Source organism: Pelosinus baikalensis (assembly GCF_020819555.1).
Lineage (GTDB): Bacteria > Bacillota > Negativicutes > DSM-13327 > DSM-13327 > Pelosinus > Pelosinus baikalensis.
This window is the reverse complement of sequence record NZ_JAJHJB010000004.1, coordinates 70,143-87,468: the sequence shown is the minus strand read 5'-3', so window position 1 is coordinate 87,468 and position 17,326 is coordinate 70,143. Positions and strand designations below refer to the sequence as shown.

14 protein-coding genes are annotated in these 17,326 nt (G+C 39.1%); 3 read left to right on the top strand and 11 right to left on the bottom strand.

From position 1 onward, the window contains the following. Positions 1 to 35: 35 nt before the first annotated feature. From LMF89_RS04630 to LMF89_RS04605, 6 genes are all read right to left on the bottom strand, one after another. A complete protein-coding gene (locus tag LMF89_RS04630) occupies positions 36 to 2,936 on the bottom strand; it encodes a sigma 54-interacting transcriptional regulator (protein ID WP_229534091.1) in 2,901 nt (966 codons plus the stop codon). 240 nt (positions 2,937 to 3,176) lie between these two features. Then, the gene (locus tag LMF89_RS04625) at positions 3,177 to 4,010 is read right to left on the bottom strand and encodes a class II fructose-bisphosphate aldolase (protein WP_229534090.1); all 834 of its coding nucleotides are present in this window, start codon (positions 4,008 to 4,010) and stop codon (positions 3,177 to 3,179) included. Between the two features lie 40 nt (positions 4,011 to 4,050). Beyond that, entirely contained in the window at positions 4,051 to 5,163 is a 1,113-nt protein-coding gene (locus tag LMF89_RS04620) for an NAD(P)-dependent oxidoreductase (protein WP_229534089.1), read from the bottom strand. Positions 5,164 to 5,188: 25 nt separating this feature from the next. Continuing rightward, positions 5,189 to 5,662, bottom strand: coding sequence for a PTS sugar transporter subunit IIA (locus LMF89_RS04615; RefSeq protein WP_007960908.1), 474 nt, complete (start codon positions 5,660 to 5,662; stop codon positions 5,189 to 5,191). Between the two features lie 171 nt (positions 5,663 to 5,833). Beyond that, complete coding sequence (locus tag LMF89_RS04610; protein ID WP_007960909.1) at positions 5,834 to 7,108, bottom strand: PTS transporter subunit IIC; 1,275 nt, start codon at positions 7,106 to 7,108, stop codon at positions 5,834 to 5,836. A gap of 73 nt (positions 7,109 to 7,181) precedes the next feature. Then, positions 7,182 to 7,487, bottom strand: coding sequence for a PTS sugar transporter subunit IIB (locus tag LMF89_RS04605; protein ID WP_007960916.1), 306 nt, complete (start codon positions 7,485 to 7,487; stop codon positions 7,182 to 7,184). 557 nt (positions 7,488 to 8,044) lie between these two features. Here LMF89_RS04605 and LMF89_RS04600 point away from each other — a divergent pair. After that, positions 8,045 to 8,542 carry a hypothetical protein gene (locus LMF89_RS04600; protein ID WP_007960918.1) on the top strand — a complete coding sequence of 166 codons (498 nt, stop codon included), beginning with the start codon at positions 8,045 to 8,047 and terminating at the stop codon, positions 8,540 to 8,542. Positions 8,543 to 8,599: 57 nt separating this feature from the next. Here LMF89_RS04600 and LMF89_RS04595 read toward each other — a convergent pair whose 3' ends face one another. From LMF89_RS04595 to LMF89_RS04585, 3 genes are read right to left on the bottom strand one after another with little or no spacing between them, the layout of a single operon-like run. Further along, complete coding sequence (locus LMF89_RS04595; RefSeq protein WP_229534088.1) at positions 8,600 to 10,291, bottom strand: [FeFe] hydrogenase, group A; 1,692 nt, start codon at positions 10,289 to 10,291, stop codon at positions 8,600 to 8,602. A 4-nt stretch (positions 10,292 to 10,295) separates the two neighbouring features. Continuing rightward, positions 10,296 to 12,170, bottom strand: coding sequence for an NADH-quinone oxidoreductase subunit NuoF (nuoF, locus tag LMF89_RS04590; RefSeq protein WP_304622594.1), 1,875 nt, complete (start codon positions 12,168 to 12,170; stop codon positions 10,296 to 10,298). After that, positions 12,171 to 12,647 (bottom strand): complex I 24 kDa subunit family protein, encoded by a 477-nt coding sequence (locus LMF89_RS04585; RefSeq protein ID WP_229534087.1) that lies wholly within the window; start codon positions 12,645 to 12,647, stop codon positions 12,171 to 12,173. It abuts the gene before it with no gap. A gap of 367 nt (positions 12,648 to 13,014) precedes the next feature. Here LMF89_RS04585 and LMF89_RS04580 point away from each other — a divergent pair, with 367 nt between their 5' ends. After that, entirely contained in the window at positions 13,015 to 13,383 is a 369-nt protein-coding gene (locus LMF89_RS04580; RefSeq protein ID WP_229534182.1) for an ArsR/SmtB family transcription factor, read from the top strand. Positions 13,384 to 13,393: 10 nt separating this feature from the next. Next, positions 13,394 to 15,964, top strand: a complete 2,571-nt coding sequence (locus LMF89_RS04575) for a heavy metal translocating P-type ATPase (protein WP_229534086.1) — start codon at positions 13,394 to 13,396, stop codon at positions 15,962 to 15,964. Between the two features lie 271 nt (positions 15,965 to 16,235). On the opposite strand, the gene LMF89_RS04570 is transcribed toward LMF89_RS04575, so the two are convergent. Beyond that, the gene (locus LMF89_RS04570) at positions 16,236 to 16,556 is read right to left on the bottom strand and encodes a DUF1540 domain-containing protein (RefSeq protein ID WP_229534085.1); all 321 of its coding nucleotides are present in this window, start codon (positions 16,554 to 16,556) and stop codon (positions 16,236 to 16,238) included. A gap of 12 nt (positions 16,557 to 16,568) precedes the next feature. Continuing rightward, complete coding sequence (locus tag LMF89_RS04565) at positions 16,569 to 17,111, bottom strand: NADH peroxidase (protein WP_229534084.1); 543 nt, start codon at positions 17,109 to 17,111, stop codon at positions 16,569 to 16,571. Between the last annotated feature and the right edge of the window lie 215 nt (positions 17,112 to 17,326).

The following is a 17,326-nucleotide window of genomic DNA, read 5'->3' as shown; positions in this document are numbered from 1 at the left end:
TGAATGCCATCATCAAAAGTCCTACAATGCAGAACTTATGAAAAGGAATCATACAATACTTTTATAAATTCAAAACGATTTTTTGCTTTTATAAATTCATCTATATTATTTTTTTGTTTAAGTAATCTAAACAAATCATTGATAATATTAATGTCATCATCTTTTACTGCAAGTAAAAATACCAAATTGACCAAATTTCCGCTGTTATCCCACTCAATGGCTTGGCTTAACCTTGCAGAAATGATCGAAGTTTCATTAACAAATGACGGTAATCCATGGGGAATGGCCACATTTTTTTTAAAACACGTACTACTCATATTCTCTCTTTCAAATACGGAGTCTATATAACCTTTTTTAATAAAACCATTATTAAAAAGAACCATACTCATGGTTTCGATTACTTCCTGCTTTGTTTTACATTCTAAGTCAATCATTATAAAATCTTCTCTAAAAATCTTCTTAAGACTACTGTAATTTTTCTGTTTTAATACATGATCAAGAAGCATCTTTTTGTCTTGCGTAAAATTACTTTCAAAGGGTATAAAGTTAATCCCTTCTATATAAGGATTCATCGTACCAATAATCGCCGGGATATTATATTTTTGTTTTAAATTGTGGATTTCCTGCTTTACATTAGCATCTAATATGCTTAAGGGGATTACTTTTATATGAGGGTAATTTGCAGATAAAAGTTCTTTTATTTTTATAGCAACTCCATGACCTGTAAGACACATAGCAATTAAAGCTAAGGGCTTATCCGAATGATTCGTTGACACCATATGATAGGTGTGTTTAGAATTCATTATATCGTAATAAATGTCATCAAGGGTTTCCTCGGATATATATATTTTTCTAATTGCTTCCATAACAGAAACAAGGTCCACTCTATCAATGGTGCGAGTTTTAATACCGGTTCTTTTTTCAACTATCTCTCCAACATTTAGCAGGGAGCCCATGTCTACAAAAAATAATATACCACTTTGGCTATCTAAGGTTTTAGAGATTTCAATGATTTGTTCAAAAATCCTTATCGGATTCACATTAAAAGGCATGTCCACAGCAATTGGAAAATCTACATTCATCATTTTATTAGCAACAGCTATCATCTCTGACGCTATTTTCCCATGAGAAATAACAATTATATTGATTCTACTTTTGCTGCTTCTGGGTTTTAACAGCTCATTAATATACATCGCAATAAACCCGACTTCCCCTTCAGGAATCCTGACTTTATTATTGGCCTCCAAATCTTGTACCAGACTGCATGCCATATCATATTCCGCTTTGAGGTTTTCTTTTATATAGATAAGATTGGGATTAATTATATCTTGTTTTAAATTAATCCTTTTCATCGCTTCACTGATGTGAATGGCTAAGTATATCGCAACTTTCTCATTTACCTGTAATTGAGAATCATTTTTTTTAATCCTTTTTATGAACTGTTTTACGACTACTGCAATATTTTCACCCACAAGATATTTTAATTCATCTAGAGAAGTTATATTTTTATCGTTATTCGAATCAATTCCCATCATGCTGAAATTACTTAATATAAAATTCCAAATGATTTTTTCTATTTCGACGGGTGTAACGTTTGCTTTTTTCAGTTCATAATATTTTTCTTCAATTTTTTCATAAATATCTTTTGGCAGAGAGTAATGACTATCGTTTGCCGTAACAAAGTGTTCCCCTTTATTCGCTGCGTTTGGAATGAATAACATATCCTTAAAGGTAACTGTGAGCTTCGTTGTCTGTATTTCGGAATTTTCTGTATTATTGTTAAAGAAATTATGATACAACATCTCATTAAAGCCAATATTAATTTCATCCCTGCTGTTATTCATTTTCTCAACATAAGCATTTGCGCAGGTTACTTGAATCTCACTTTTGAGTTGACCTATATTTCCTAAGTATTTTTTCAGAACAAAGGCTTCCATAATTTTAGCCTTTACAAAAATTTTTAAATGAGTCCGATTTGCTTCTTCTTGAAAGAAACTATAAATCAATTGAATCTTCTCTTTGGTGGATCGATCCTTTAGCGATGGCAGTTCTATGATCATAGGAATTCTTCTTCTAAATGTTAAAAGCAGAGAAGACTCAATGTTCTCAGTGGTTGCACCGATAAAATAAATCTGGGACTTTCGGTCATTTACAACCTCACCAAGTCTTCTAAATTTTCCTTTATCCAAAATAGAAAATAGCATTTCCTGTCCCTTAGGAGGCAGGCGATGTATTTCATCTAAGAAAAGGATCCCTTTATTGGCGCGCTCTACAAGACCTTCTGTATCTTGATTCGCTCCTGTAAAGGCCCCTTTTTTGTATCCATACAGCATAGAAAGCAAAAGTTGAGGATTATCACTATAGTCAGCACAATTTAGCGATACAAAAGGACCATCCAATTCTATTATTTTCTTCTGAACCGCATATTGATAAATACATTCTGCAAACAAGGTTTTGCCAGTACCGCTTTCTCCTATAATAAGGGTAGGGAGACCAAAGGGAGGATATAATACAGATGCCTTGCCTTGTTTAATATTATTGGAAAGACTTCCATCATAACCTGTTAAATTCTGAAAGCTATCCATTTCATTTTCACATTCAGCACGTGACTGTAATTCTTTTGTTACTTCATCGCATTCACTATTGATGATCTCCCCGATATAGCTCCTCGACACTTTAAACCCCTGCTGTTTCAACTTGGCTACAAGACTCGTTATCGTTATATCTGAGTTTTTCGTCTTTATTAGTTCTACAGCCTTTTTAACGTTCATTCTTTTTCGGTCTCGAGAACTGGGGATATTCAGTTTTTTTCTAACATTGTTAACGGTTTCCCGCAAGATGGACAACTTTTGTGATATTTGCTCATCCGTTAATGGCTCTTGGGGACGTTCATTCTTAATTAATTCCGTAATGTCCTTCCGATTGCCTTCTGCCATATTTTTCTCCTTATCAAAATAGTGATGTAATGACATTATTATAACGCAAATTAGAAATTTCAAGTTATAATTACGCAAAAATCATTACATTTTTCCACATTTTTTTACACTAAGTTACAATCATTGCGCCATTTAGAAAATAAATTAGTCTACTATTCTATTTTCTAAAAGAGATATGCAAGCTGATAGGAGTAAGCTCACATATCTCTAAATAGAAAAAATTTTCACTTTATTAAATTACTATGCTTTACCGCTTGCTCCAAACCATTGTATGTAGTGTGTCAGTTTGTCAGAGTAGCCTTTAAACATGAAATTGCAAGCTTCTGTTATTTTACTTATTTCCTGCTTCTTTATCGACTCTTGAAATAAATTATATCCTGCCATATCCAAATCAGTATATAAATTGAGTTTTGTTATTCCATACCCGATGGCCTTTTTTAAGTTTTCATCTCCCGTGCCTGAGCATCCATGAAGTACTAAAGGAACATCTACTGCACGATTTAACTTGCTGAGCAAATCAAACTGCAATTCTGGTTTTCCTTTATACACACCATGGGAAGTTCCGACAGCAACCGCAAGACAATCCACACCTGTCATTTCTACAAATTCAATTGCTTCATTTGGATCTGTAAGTCCTTGATCCTTGGTTTCTTTATAGTCACACCCCTGCCCAACATGGCCTAATTCTGCTTCTACTGTTACTCCTACCGCGTGAGCAAACTTAACAATTTCTTTCACGGCTTCTACGTTCTTGTCAAAAGGCAAGGTTGAACGATCAACCATAACAGATGTAAATCCAGCACGTATGGCCTTAACTACCTGTTCTAACTCTTGTCCATGATCTAAATGAACTGCAACTGGTACTGACGCGTTCTTTGCCATTTCTACGGCAATTTTACCAAATTCAAAAATATCAGCCATTACAGGATAAAGGGCAATAATGATTGGCGCTTTTTCTCTTTCGGCAGCTCCGATTGCTGCTCTTATGCTATCTTCATTCCATGCATTAGGAGCTGCCACCCCATAAGACTTCTTTCTGGCATCTGTCAGAATGCTTTTCATATCTGTAAGCATAATTTCACCTTCATTTTCTCTATATTTTATACTAAGGCACTTACGCCTGCCGCTTATTTATTTCCATGATTTCAGCGGAATTAAAGCAAGTAGCAAGGCTGTCTTCTTGGAAGAATGGCTTCATCGTTCCTTCTAATATGGAGGCTGACCCTTCTGAAACATCTTTTCTTTGACCTGCTAAATGAGGGGTTAGTATCACATTGTCCAATTTGACTAAAGGACTGGTCTTTGGCAGAGGTTCTGTATAATATACATCCAGCGCTGCTCCCGCTATTTTTCCTTTCTGCAATACATCAATCAGAGCTTCTTCATCAATAATTTCTCCTCTTGCAACATTGATGAAGTATGCGGAAGGTTTCATCTTATTAAAGAGTTCTCTGCTGATGATGCCTCTGTTTGATTCGACAGGGGGAATGTGAATGGTTATAAAATCGCTGTTTACAAATAGTTCCTCCAGAGTACATACCGTGCCATACTCACCTAATATCTTTTTATCTAGAAACGGATCATACACTTGTACGTCCATACCAAGTCCGGCTGCCTTCTCAGCGACTTTCCGCCCTATTTTACCAAGGCCAACCACTCCAAATTTTTTATTTTTAAGGGTAAGTCCTCTAAACGTTTCGTACTCTTCCCAACTTGGTACTTCTCTATTGAGATCGCCTGCCCATTTGCCCTCTTTTACGTATCGATCAGCTCTCATTATATTTCTGCAAAGTGCCAAAGCGAAAGTGATAGTAAGATCCGATACTGGTTCAACGGACCGTCCTGGAGCATTAAAGAAATAAATTCCTTTATCCGTAACAGCGTCTACATTTACACTTACAGCATCGGATCTGCAGCAGCCAATCGCAATAAGATCCTTACCAGCCTCAATCACTTGCTTTGTAACAGGAGATGTATGAACCACAAGAAGATTCACACCATCAATCCTGCTGATCAGTTCTTGAGGATGCCCACAATATTCTGTAACACTGTCATCGCCTATATCGTCTTTTTTTTCTCTGCTCATCGGTTTGTCCATTACTTGATCAAATGAATCAATTTCATAATCGTAACCTTCCAATACACGCTTGGTAGCTTCAATCAGATCTTTCGTTTTTACCCAATCGTCTCCCACGACTAATGCTTTTATTTTCTTACCTTTATCCATACTAACATCCTCCTCTTATTTTGTTTTAATCAGCATTTACGATCTCAGATACAAATATCTTTAACGCTTCCTCTGCCGATTTTACACCATAGAGTTTTGTAATATTTTCTTCCACCTTGCAATAATTAACAATATTCTTCAAGTAATTAATATGACCATTCTCACCCTTTAGTGCCAGTAAAAACATGATTCCAACATTCAGCTTAGAATCACTATTTCCCATTTCTGAAAACTCGATTAGATGATCTGATATTCCCAGTACAACCGACTGCGTTATTACATTCTCGTGTTTAGAATGAGGAACTGCTATAGCAATTGGTTTGGTTGGAAGACCAGTAGGATAGGCATCTTCCCTTTCAATTGTTGCACGTTCATAATGTTCATTGACATACCCTTTCTCCAGCAAATGATTCGTTAAAGAATGTATTGCTGCTTCTTTTGATGTTATGTTCTTCAACATTACTACGTCATAAAATATAGTGTCTGCTTCATTGCTCATATTTCCCCTCCTCCTAGTCTTTTGATGTTGGCTAATCATGTGCTTACACATCCTCTTATCATGAATTTTCTCTTATGATTCGGATGTGTAAGCGTATCTTTTCATACCCTTAGCTATATAGCTGCCAATATGAAGAAATCTTACTATAACAATCTCATTTACACGTGCACGTTAAAAACCAAATATCCAAGAAAACAATCCATATACTAAAACCAGTCCGGGAGTCCCTGCCGCATCCCAATTGGACACTAGGCCTTTAGCAGCATCATATCCCATGGAAACCGCCAAATGAGTCATAGGACCCGCCATGAAAGTAGCTCCCCAGCAAAAGAGACAAACGATCAGGGATAATATTATGATATTATGAAATATGTTTCCTTCTGTGATCGCATTTACCGCTGCACTCTCCCAGAGAATGATAATTAAACTTACGGATGAAATCATCTGATTCCCTGGAAGTATAACCGATATCAGCAATGCTATCGGATACATAATGAGTGTTGTAGGAACAACTGCTGCATGTCCAATAACCGTTGAACAATCAAGTGCAATACGCACATCATCCCTTTTTAGTTTACTTACAAGTATCTGTCTTGCAGCCTTAATGACTGGAAACCAACCTTCCACAAGTATGGCGGCCATTCTTGGAAGAAGGAGAAATGCGGCTGCCATCTTCACTCCAAGTAATAGGGAGGGCATAATACCGACTTGGCTAAATAGTCCAATGATAATACCCAGTATTGCTCCCATGACTGTTGTTTCTCCAAATATTCCAAATTTTTCTTCAATAGTTTCAGCATTAATATTTATATCTTTAATAACAGGTATTCTTTTTAAAACCCATTCAATTGGTATGGCAATGCATGCCTGAAATGAAAAGTGAGTCCCATGAGGCCATGAGCCTCCCGGAGGAAAATTATTAATTCTTTCTATATATGGCGCTGCAATATCTGCAGCTTTTACATCAATGATCAGAAAGATTACAACAGCAAAAGTGGCAATCCAGAAGTTTCCGGTAGTAACTCCGATCATTCCTGCCAAAAGCATCGCTCTCCATGTATTAAAAACATCGACATAGATGGTTTGGGTAAATCGCACAGATACTAATATTACATTTACGATTAGAAATACGAGTACCCCAAAATAACCATATGTATTTCCAAAAGCATATCCTACAGAACCCCAGCCAATATCTACTACACTTTTATTGATGCCATACAGAGAGATCATATTGCTTATTGGATTTACCATGGCGGTCTGTATCAAATTTACAACAAGGAACAGACCTGTAAGCCCTATAGAAACTTTCAAGGCACCAAGTATAGCTTTCTTAATTGGTACTTTCACAAGCAAAGAAATGGCAATAATAATACCTAGTATAGTGACGGTTGAATCAAAGCTAAAGAACGCAGATAGCCCATTGGTGATTGAATCTATAAATTCCATTTTTTTACCCTCCATACATATTCTCGTTACCATCACAATATCTTGAAATCTTTAAACCAACGATCAGAATCACTTATTCTTGCATAATTTTTTTAACTTCATCCACAATTTGATCCAGTGCCTTTTTGGCAGCCTTATCATCTAACATGATCCCTAAAGCCCTTATCATTGGTATGGAGTATGTTGCTTTCATTTCCACAGTTGTAACAAGTAAGTCAGCTCCGCTGATTGCTTCGTCTACATCACTTACTCTACATAAAACTATTTTGACATTTTTTAGACCTTCCTGTTTGATTCGATCTTCAATTTCTTCTTTTAAGTAATTGGATGTACATATACCTGCTCCGCAGCAGCAAAGGATTGTCACTTTTTCTTTCATGCTCTCATCTCCTCCAGATTCTATTTCACTTATAAATATATGCAACTATCGTGCCAGTTACAAATTAAGTAGATAATCCCCTTGTAAACACTGTTACTATCGAGTTCTAACATAAATGTAATTACATAACTATTCACAATATTGGCACGAAATCATACAAAACTAATCAAAAACGGTCCATATTTCTATTAAATAATAAAAAACCAATATTTCATAACAAAAAACTCCCACATTTCTTGTAGGAGTTTTTTATTTAAATGATGATAACCTCGATTACTTCGGCCTGGAGAAGCATCCATTTCCCGTTCTTACACCATATACTATCTTTACATTATTCATCATTTGCTGCAGAGTTCTGTAATATTGTCAAATTATAGTATGTAACATATACTAAGTCAACTAAAAAAATTAAATTAGCGTAGTAATATATTGTAAGGTACGTATATACTAACTTAAAGGTATCAAAATCGAAAGAATACATGATCCATCAGGAGATTTTATAAATAATGTAGTTAGATACTGCTATAAAAGTAAAAAAAGAAGGTGAAGCGATAGCAATGAGCAGTAATCAATGGGATATCCAAGCACGTGCTTTTCAGATTCCCTATACTCCTTTTAGCCATAACTTCTGGGTATTAACCAATTCCACTCATAGAGTAACAGATCAAATTCATGGCCTAGCATTTCATATAGAAACTAAAACAACCAAGGCAATCGGCAGCTCCGTTGATCGCCTGCAAGTGTTTCGTGATGCTGGAATCCCTTGGTCCTTGCAGCCCAATCAACCAACGAGATCCTGTATTACAGGTGATGAAGCCCAGGTAAAAGAACGATGGCAAGCAGCAGTCAATGCAATTCCTGCCATTAATGCATTACAGCTGTGTTACCCTAATTTATGGGAGCATTTTCACAAAAAAAACTGCAACTCTGTCTTTAATACCCTGGGACAGATCATGGGGATTGACGCCCCCTCTCTCTTACTCCCCACTTGGGCCCCTGGAATCCACTTAATCATTTCACAAGATATTATCAATCAATATTGCTATAAACAGTAGTAAATGCCAATACAGCTTTCCAAATGCTGAACAATATTAAAATTCTTTTATTGGAACTTACATATCCGATTTAAGATAATTAACATGAAGCAGCTTATGTACCTTACCTTTTAGCATCCCATCGTAAAGCTCTTTTATAATCGGATTTTCTTCTGATCGTTTTATATTGCTCATCCGATCAGCATTATAAAGCCCTGCGCCTCTATTATACTTCCCATCACGATTGGTAACCGGCTGTCCCGCTCCGCCGATGCAGCCTCCGGGACAAGACATCACTTCAACAAAATCATATTGTTTTTCTCCTTGTTGTATGCTTCTGATTAAATCATCAGCGTTTTTTAGACCGCTGACAATTGCAATTTTTACCTCACGACCATTACAATCAATCCTTGCTTCTTTTACGCCCTGCATGCCCCGTACACCTGTAAAGGCAATTGCTCGCAGTGCAAATGATGATTTATCATCCGAAAGCCGCCTAATTACTGCCTCAGTAACCCCCCCAGTTACACCAAAAATGACCCCAGAACCGCTGGTGGTTCCAAAAGGCATATCTACAGCTTCTGGCTCTATTTCAGAAAAAATAAGGTTCGCTTCTTTAATAAGATGGATCAGTTCTTGTGTTGTGATCACATAATCCACATAGGGAACGCCATCCTCTTTAAATTCATCTCGTGCAGCTTCCTGCTTTTTGGCAGTACAAGGCATGACTGCAACGACAACGACTCTCTTTTCATCGTTTCTGTGGTGTTCTTTAAGAATTGATGCCAGCATTTGCATTGGGGAACGGCATGTAGATATATTCTTGAGCAGCTGAGGATAGTTCTGTTCAGCATACCTTACCCATGCAGGACAGCAAGAGGTGAATAACGGCAGGTTTTCTCCAGTTAGCAGCCTTTTGCTAAACTCCTCTGCTTCTTCCAATACGGTAAAATCCGCCCCGGTAGATGTATCGAATACTTCATCAAAGCCAATCCGTCTTAAAGCAGCAACAATCCTGCCCATCACATTTTGCCCCTCTGAAAAACCAAGTTCTTTTCCAATGCCCACTCTTACTGCAGGAGCAATCTGTACAATTACTTTTGTATTGTTATCACTTAGTTCCTTCCAGAGTTTCGCTGTGTCATTTCGAACCACGATGGCACCTGTGGGACAGACAACGGAACACTGACCGCAGCCTACACACTTTGTATTGGCTAGAGGCTCGTCAAATGCTGTACTTACACACATCTTTGATCCGCGAAAAGCAAATTCGATGGCTCCCACATTCTGCACTTCATTGCACATTCTTACACAATCACCACAGAGTATACATTTACTTTTATCCCGAACAATGCAGAGAGAAGAGGTATCAAGCTCCGAATCTTCCGAGGTGTTGTGAAATCGCACCTGTTTTATGCCAAAACGCTGCGCCAGCTCCTGCAGCTTGCATTTTCCATTTTTTTCACAGGTTGTACAGTCACGACAGTGATTGGAAAGCAGCAGCTCTAGAATCATCTTTCTATATTTCCTGAGCCTTGGCGTATTCGTGCGGATCTCCATACCAGCTTTAGGAGGTGTGGAGCATGCGGCCTGAATCGTCCCCCACTGATCCTCTACCACGCACATACGACAGGCGCCATAAACGGATAATTCGGAGTAGTAACAAAATGTTGGAAGGTCAATTCCCGCCTTCCTGATTACATCCAGGATATTTCTTTCTCCATTTATTTCTACGGGCATATTATCAATTACCATAAATTCTGTATTCATTGCGTCATGCCTCCTTGATTGCTTTGAAGGCACATGACTCTATACATGCACCGCACTTTATGCATTTATCCGGATCTATCAAGAACGGCTCTTTTAATTTGCCGCTAATTGCCCCCACCGGGCATAACCTGGAACATTTTGAACAGCCGCGGCAAAATTCTGCAGCAATATAGATTCTTTTTAATTTTTGGCAAGTTCTTGACGGACATCTCTTTTCGACGATGTGAGCTTCGTATTCTTCGCGGAAGTTTCGAATGGTGCTGACAACAGGCAATGCTGCAGTTTTTCCCAGACCACACAGTGCCGTGGCTGATATCGTGTCGGCAAGCTCCAATAACATATCCAAATCTTCTATGACTCCTTGCCCGGAAACGATCCGATCCAGGATTTCAAGCATACGTTTGGTTCCCTCGCGGCAGGGTATGCATTTACCACAAGATTCATTTTGCGTAAAATTCATAAAGAATCTTGCTACTTCTACCATGCATGTATGTTCATCCATTACCACCAGACCGCCAGATCCGATCATCGCTCCCGCCTTTTTAAGAGAATCAAAATCTAAAGGCAGATCAAGCTGTTCTTTGGTCAAGCATCCACCAGAAGGCCCGCCAATCTGGACCGCTTTGAACTCATGTCCACCCCGCATTCCGCCGCCAATATCAAATATCACCTCACCTAAGGTGGTACCCATTGGAACCTCAATGAGACCTGTATTTTCGATATTTCCTGTTAGAGCAAAAGCCTTTGTTCCCGGGCTATTCTCCGGACCTATTGCTTTATACCACTTAGCCCCCTTATGAATAATAAATGGAACATTCGCAAAAGTCTCTACATTATTAAGGACCGTAGGTTTATCAAAGAGACCATGTTCAACAGTTCGAGGAGGCTTAACTCTTGGCATTCCCCGCTTACCCTCAATCGATGCAGTAAGGGCACTTCCCTCACCACAAACAAATGCTCCTGCACCTTTGCATATTTTTATGTCAAAGTCGAAACCTGAACTGAGAATATTTCTGCCAAGAAGTCCCCTCTCCTTCGCTTCACCAATTGCTGTTTCTAGACGGCTAACGGCAAGGGGATATTCCGCCCGTACATAGATGTAGCCTTCCGCTGAGCCACAGCCTACACCAGCAATCATCATTCCTTCCAGTACCCTGTGAGGATCGCCTTCCATTATACTGCGATCCATAAATGCACCCGGATCACCCTCATCCCCATTGCAGACAATATACTTAACGCTGGAATTCTGCCCTTTTACCTGCTTCCATTTACGGCCTGTAGGATATCCGCCGCCTCCCCGCCCTCGTAAATTAGATAGATCAATTTCCTTTACGACATCCTCCTGACTCATATCGAATAAGGCTTTTGTAAATGCGCCGTATCCCCCAATTGCCAAGTATTCATTGATCGATGTGGCATCAATATGCCCACAATGTTCAAGTGCAAGCCGGGTTTGCTTTTTATAAAAAGGAATCTCTTCTTGAGTAGGATACATCACTCCCTCTTTTTTATAAGCCAAGCGCTCTATAAAGGTTTCATTAATGATTGATTTCTCTATAATTTCAGCACAGTCCTCTGGCTTTACTTTTATATATAGCCATCCCTGGGGTTCTATTCGTACTAATGGACCCATTTCGCAAAAGCCATGGCACCCGCTCTTTTTGATTCCTATGGATTTGTCATGAGGCTCCTTCTCTAACGTCACCGTACAAGGTACATCATACTTTTCATTGGATTTTATCAATTGTTCATAAATCTCAATGGCTCCACCAGCCACGCATCCCGTTCCGGCACAAACCAAGATCTTCTTTATTTGCATAGCAAGAGAGTCCGTATATGTTGTACAGGCATTTTTAAAATCTTCTCTGTTTAAAAACATCTATTCTTCCTCCTTGAGCCTCTTAAGAAGTTCCTGTGCTTTGTCCGGCGTCATGGCAGGATATACCTGATCATTTACGGTAAGCACAGGTGCTAGCCCGCACGCCCCAAGACAGGAAACCGTTTCAAGAGTAAACATAAGATCATCGGTCGTTACCTTGTCTGCAGTAAGTCCAAGCTGATTTTTCAGTCGTTCCAAGATAGGAATGGATTTTCTCACATGACACGCTGTTCCATCACATATTTTTATTACATATTTTCCTTTTTGCTCTAGGGAAAAATTTTCATAAAAAGTAGCTATACTATAGATTTTAGCAGTGCTGATTCCTAGATTTTCTGAAAGGTAAGAAAAGGCTTCCTTGGGCAGATATCTATATCTTGCTTGTGTTTCCTGTAATATAGGTATAATACAGCTTTTCTCATACCCATACTTCTCCAGAATTTCGTCCATTTCTCTGTTATCAACTACTTCCGACACTCGATTCCCTCCCCATATTGACCACATGATTGATTTCTTTATCTGATTATAAACAACCTATATGAATGTATTCCCACAAAAATACAATATTCCTGCTATTGCCAATGGAAGATATCGCGTTGCTGAAACATTTCCCCCGGAAGATGCAGATTATGTTACGTATAGTCTTTATGTAACATATAATATAGCAGTTTGGAGTAAGTTTAATTAGCGGTGATTGTATAATTGAAGATAAACCATATTTTTTTCTACGGGGTTATTTTCTTAATCATATTTTATTAAAAGGTTGCATTTGCCCTTGACTTCTCATATAAATCATTTATAATACAACATATGAATACATGTTCATATGTTAGGGAGTGAGAACTTGCAAACAAAAGAATGTCCCGAAGATATTTGTGAGCAGCTCTGTGAGCATCCGCAAATTATCTGTATCGCCAAAAAAGAATCTATTTCTGATAGTGAGGCACAGCAAGTCGCTGAAATCTTTAAATTACTTGGTGATCCGACCAGAGTGAAAATATTACAAGTGTTAACAAAACGGGAGTTATGTGTATGTGATATTGCAGCGGTGATCGAAATGGGCCAGTCTACCGTTTCTCATCAGCTGCGGCTTCTACGCAATGCTCGACTTGTCCGATACCGCCGAGAGGGAAAAATGGCTTGGTATTCCTTAGATGACGAACACGTCCGTTCATTGCTCTCTCAAGGTATCGACCATATTAAACACCGATAGGAGTGAGATCATGGCGAATAAAACTCAATTCATTGAAGAAACAAAACATTCCTGTGACGATAGCTGCTCTGAATCCGGTGCAGTATTGACAAAGCCGGAGACAATACCATCCTGCAGTTGTTGCTCGCCAGAAGGTTCTCCCACTGATGCTGATATGAATCATGAGGGACACATAGATGAAGAAGCAGCAGCTGTTGAAGATCATTGCGATTGCTCACACACAGCTGCTCCAGCCATTGCCCAAAGTGATATTATCGTAAATAACTTTACCATCGCCGGCCTCGACTGCGGAGATTGCGCTATTAAATTGGAAAAAGGTCTCGGAAAGCAAAAAGGCATTATAGACGTAAAGGTCAACTTTGCCACTGCAAAGATGAAAGTAACGTATAATCATACTATGATTCAAACTGCAGAAATTGCAAAAGCCGTTAGCAGTTTTGGATATAAAGCCAGTCTAATAAACGATATAAATAAACAGTCCCAATTTCATAAGTCAGTATTTACCGTCTCTGGACTTGATTGTGGCGATTGCGCCAATAAGCTGGAAAAACATCTCTCCACTCTGACAGGAGTGCACACAGCGAATGTAAACTTTGCTGCTGCAAAATTAACGGTAGAGCATACAACTACCGACTCTGCTATTATGCAGGCGGTCGCACAAGTAGGTTACAAGGCAGAAATTAATACCCAATCGATACAACATACCAAAATACAGGCAGAGTGGTGGACCAACCCCAAAACCCAGTCCACAGTATTTTCCGGAATCATCCTAGCAGTCAGCATGATACTTGATTGGCTGGGTATTGGTGATACAATCATTGTTCCCTTATATGTTCTAGCTGCCATTGTGGGCGGATACAATACCGCAAAAAGCGGCTTTTACAGCCTGCGGTCCCTTACTTTTGATATGAATTTTCTGATGACAGTAGCTGTCATCGGAGCATTCGCCATCGAAGAGTGGGGCGAAGGAGCAACGGTTGCTTTTCTGTTCTCCTTTGGTAACACATTGCAAACCTATACGATGGATAAAACAAGACAATCAATAAGGGCACTTATGGAATTAGCACCAGCGGAAGCTTTAGTTTTGCGTAACGGTCTGGAGCAAAAGCTTCCTGTAGAAGAAATCGTGATCAGTGATATCATTATCGTAAAGCCTGGTGAACGCATTGCTATGGATGGCATTGTTAAGAACGGGGCATCTGCCGTGAACCAGGCGACAATTACAGGAGAATCATTACCGGTAGAAAAAACAATTGGCGATGGGGTATATGCAGGTACCGTCAATGAGCATGGTGCTTTAGAAATTGAAGTTACTAAAATTGCTGCCGACTCTACTCTTGCCAAAATTATGCACTTAGTTGAAGAAGCACAGTCACAGAAGGCTCCCTCCCAACAGTTTGTTGATCAGTTCGCGAAATACTATACACCAGCAGTGTTAGTAATTGCTGCAGGGATCATGGTTGTACCTTGGCTGCTCTTTAGTCAGCCATTCGCTCCATGGTTCTACAAAGGCTTAGTCCTTCTTGTCATATCTTGCCCTTGCGCTTTGGTTATTTCCACACCTGTTTCCATCGTTTCAGCCATTGGTAACTCCTCTAGGAATGGTGTTCTTATTAAAGGTGGTGCTTACCTAGAGCAAATGGGTTCCATACAGGCCATTGCCTTTGATAAAACTGGTACCTTAACTCATGGTCATCCCAGAGTTACAGATATTATATCTTTGAACAGCAATGAACAAGATGTTTTAACCACCGCAGCCTCCATCGAAAAATGGTCTGAACATCCATTGGCTGTTGCAATCGTCGAAAAATCTTCAGGGTTAGCCTTAAAGCCAATAATCAATTTTAAAGCCCTGGTGGGACGTGGGGCACAAGCAGATATCGATAACCAAACTGTATTTATCGGAAATCCACGCTTGTTTGAAGAATTGGGATTGAACCTATCTCAATACGAAAAACAAATTACAGATCTACAGCAACAAGGCAAAACTCTTATGCTAGTCGGAACGCAAAACACTCTATACGGCATGATTGCGGTAGCTGATACCTTACGGGAAAATAGTAAAGATGCCCTTATGAAACTCCGGGAGGCAGGTATAAAACACATTGCCATGTTGACAGGTGATAATCGACAAGTAGCTGGCTCTATCGCAAAAGAATTGAACATTGATACCCTTTATAGTGAACTCCTACCCCAAGATAAAGTAGCAACCATAAATGAACTCCTGAATAAATATAACAATGTAGCGATGGTCGGCGATGGAGTCAATGATGCTCCTGCCATGGCCGCCTCCACAATTGGTGTTGCCATGGGGGTCGCTGGCTCGGATACGGCCCTGGAAACAGCCGATATCGCGCTGATGTCCGATGATCTGGGAAAATTGGCCTATGTAATCAAACTCAGCAATAAGACGCTGTCCATCATTAAGCAAAATATCAGTTTTTCAATCATAATTAAAATCATTTTTGTTATTTTAACATTCACCGGCATGGCGAATTTGTGGCTTGCCGTCTTCGCTGATACGGGTTCATCAATCCTTGTAACGTTAAATGGAATGCGATTGATGCGAAAAATAAATTAACACTGCATAATAAAATAACAAGAAAAACGCTGCGCATCCTTTAAAACATACAAACGAATTGAACCACAAAGACGCAAAGTACACAAAGGATTTTATTAATATTTTTGTCATTGCGAACAGAGTGAAGCAATCTCTTAACAGCAGGGGATTGCTTCGCTATGCTCGCAATGACAGATGAAGCTCATTCTTACCAGCGTAAGAGTGAGCTTCACTTATTTGGGGAAACCTTCTAAATGGACAGGCTTTGATTCTATCATCTCAAAATTGCACATTAGCCTCTTTGCTGGAAGCTGGAACACTCCGTTTGCGTATAGTATTCTACTCTTTGTCCACCGACCTGAATCTGGTCTAACGAACAGAGTCGATTGTCATTATAGGAACAAGTCTCAACAGTACATTTTAAACAATCACAGGAACCCATACTTAACGTATTGTTTGTCAGTTCAGAGTAATGACGGTTGTCTAAAAAAGAGCCACAGCAGGTGTCACATTCTTTTTTAGCAGAGCTGCCAACAATATCAATACAGTTTGCATAACATTCACCAGATTGATTATGGGAACAGTTCGTAACTTTACAGTTGATTTTTGCCATGTTGATTCCTCCTCACTTAAAATATCGATCGAGTAAGCCCGCAAAAACGCACCCATGCCTAGCTTCATCCTTGCACATCTCATGTACGGTATCATGAATCGCGTCTAAATTATGTTGTTTTGCCAACGTCGCAAGCTTTTTCTTCCCATCACATGCGCCATACTCCGCTTCCACTCTTGCTGTTAAGTTAGCTTTCGTATCTGCCACAACTACCTCACCTAAGATCTCGGCAAATTTAGCAGCATGATCCGCTTCTTCATAAGCAATGCGCCTATAAGCCTCTGCCACTTCCGGATAACCTTGCCGATCTGCCTGGCGGGACATAGCCAAATACATCCCAACCTCTGTACATTCTCCCAGAAAATTAGCACGTAACCCTTCCACAATCTCTCCGGGAACATCCTTAACAATGCCAATTCGATGTTCATCTGCCCAAGCTAATTTTCCAGTCATTTCTTTAAACTGATCCTTGCCAGCTTTGCAGATGGGACATTTGTCAGGCGCTTCTTCACCTTCATGAACATATCCGCAAATTGTACAAATAAATTTTTTCATTCCTTTTCCTCCCAGCTTGTTTAAAAAGATATTTCATCTTTTATGGATAGTATTCGTTATATTTCCCCATACGATACCAGCTTGCATTCTCACTTGGGAAAAAATACAATATTTCCTTGAGCTTTTTTCTCATTAAGAATTCCATTTTCTAAAAATAGCTTTTTTACTTTTTTTGAAGGTGACAGGTATTTTCTTGGAGAACCATAAAATAAAGG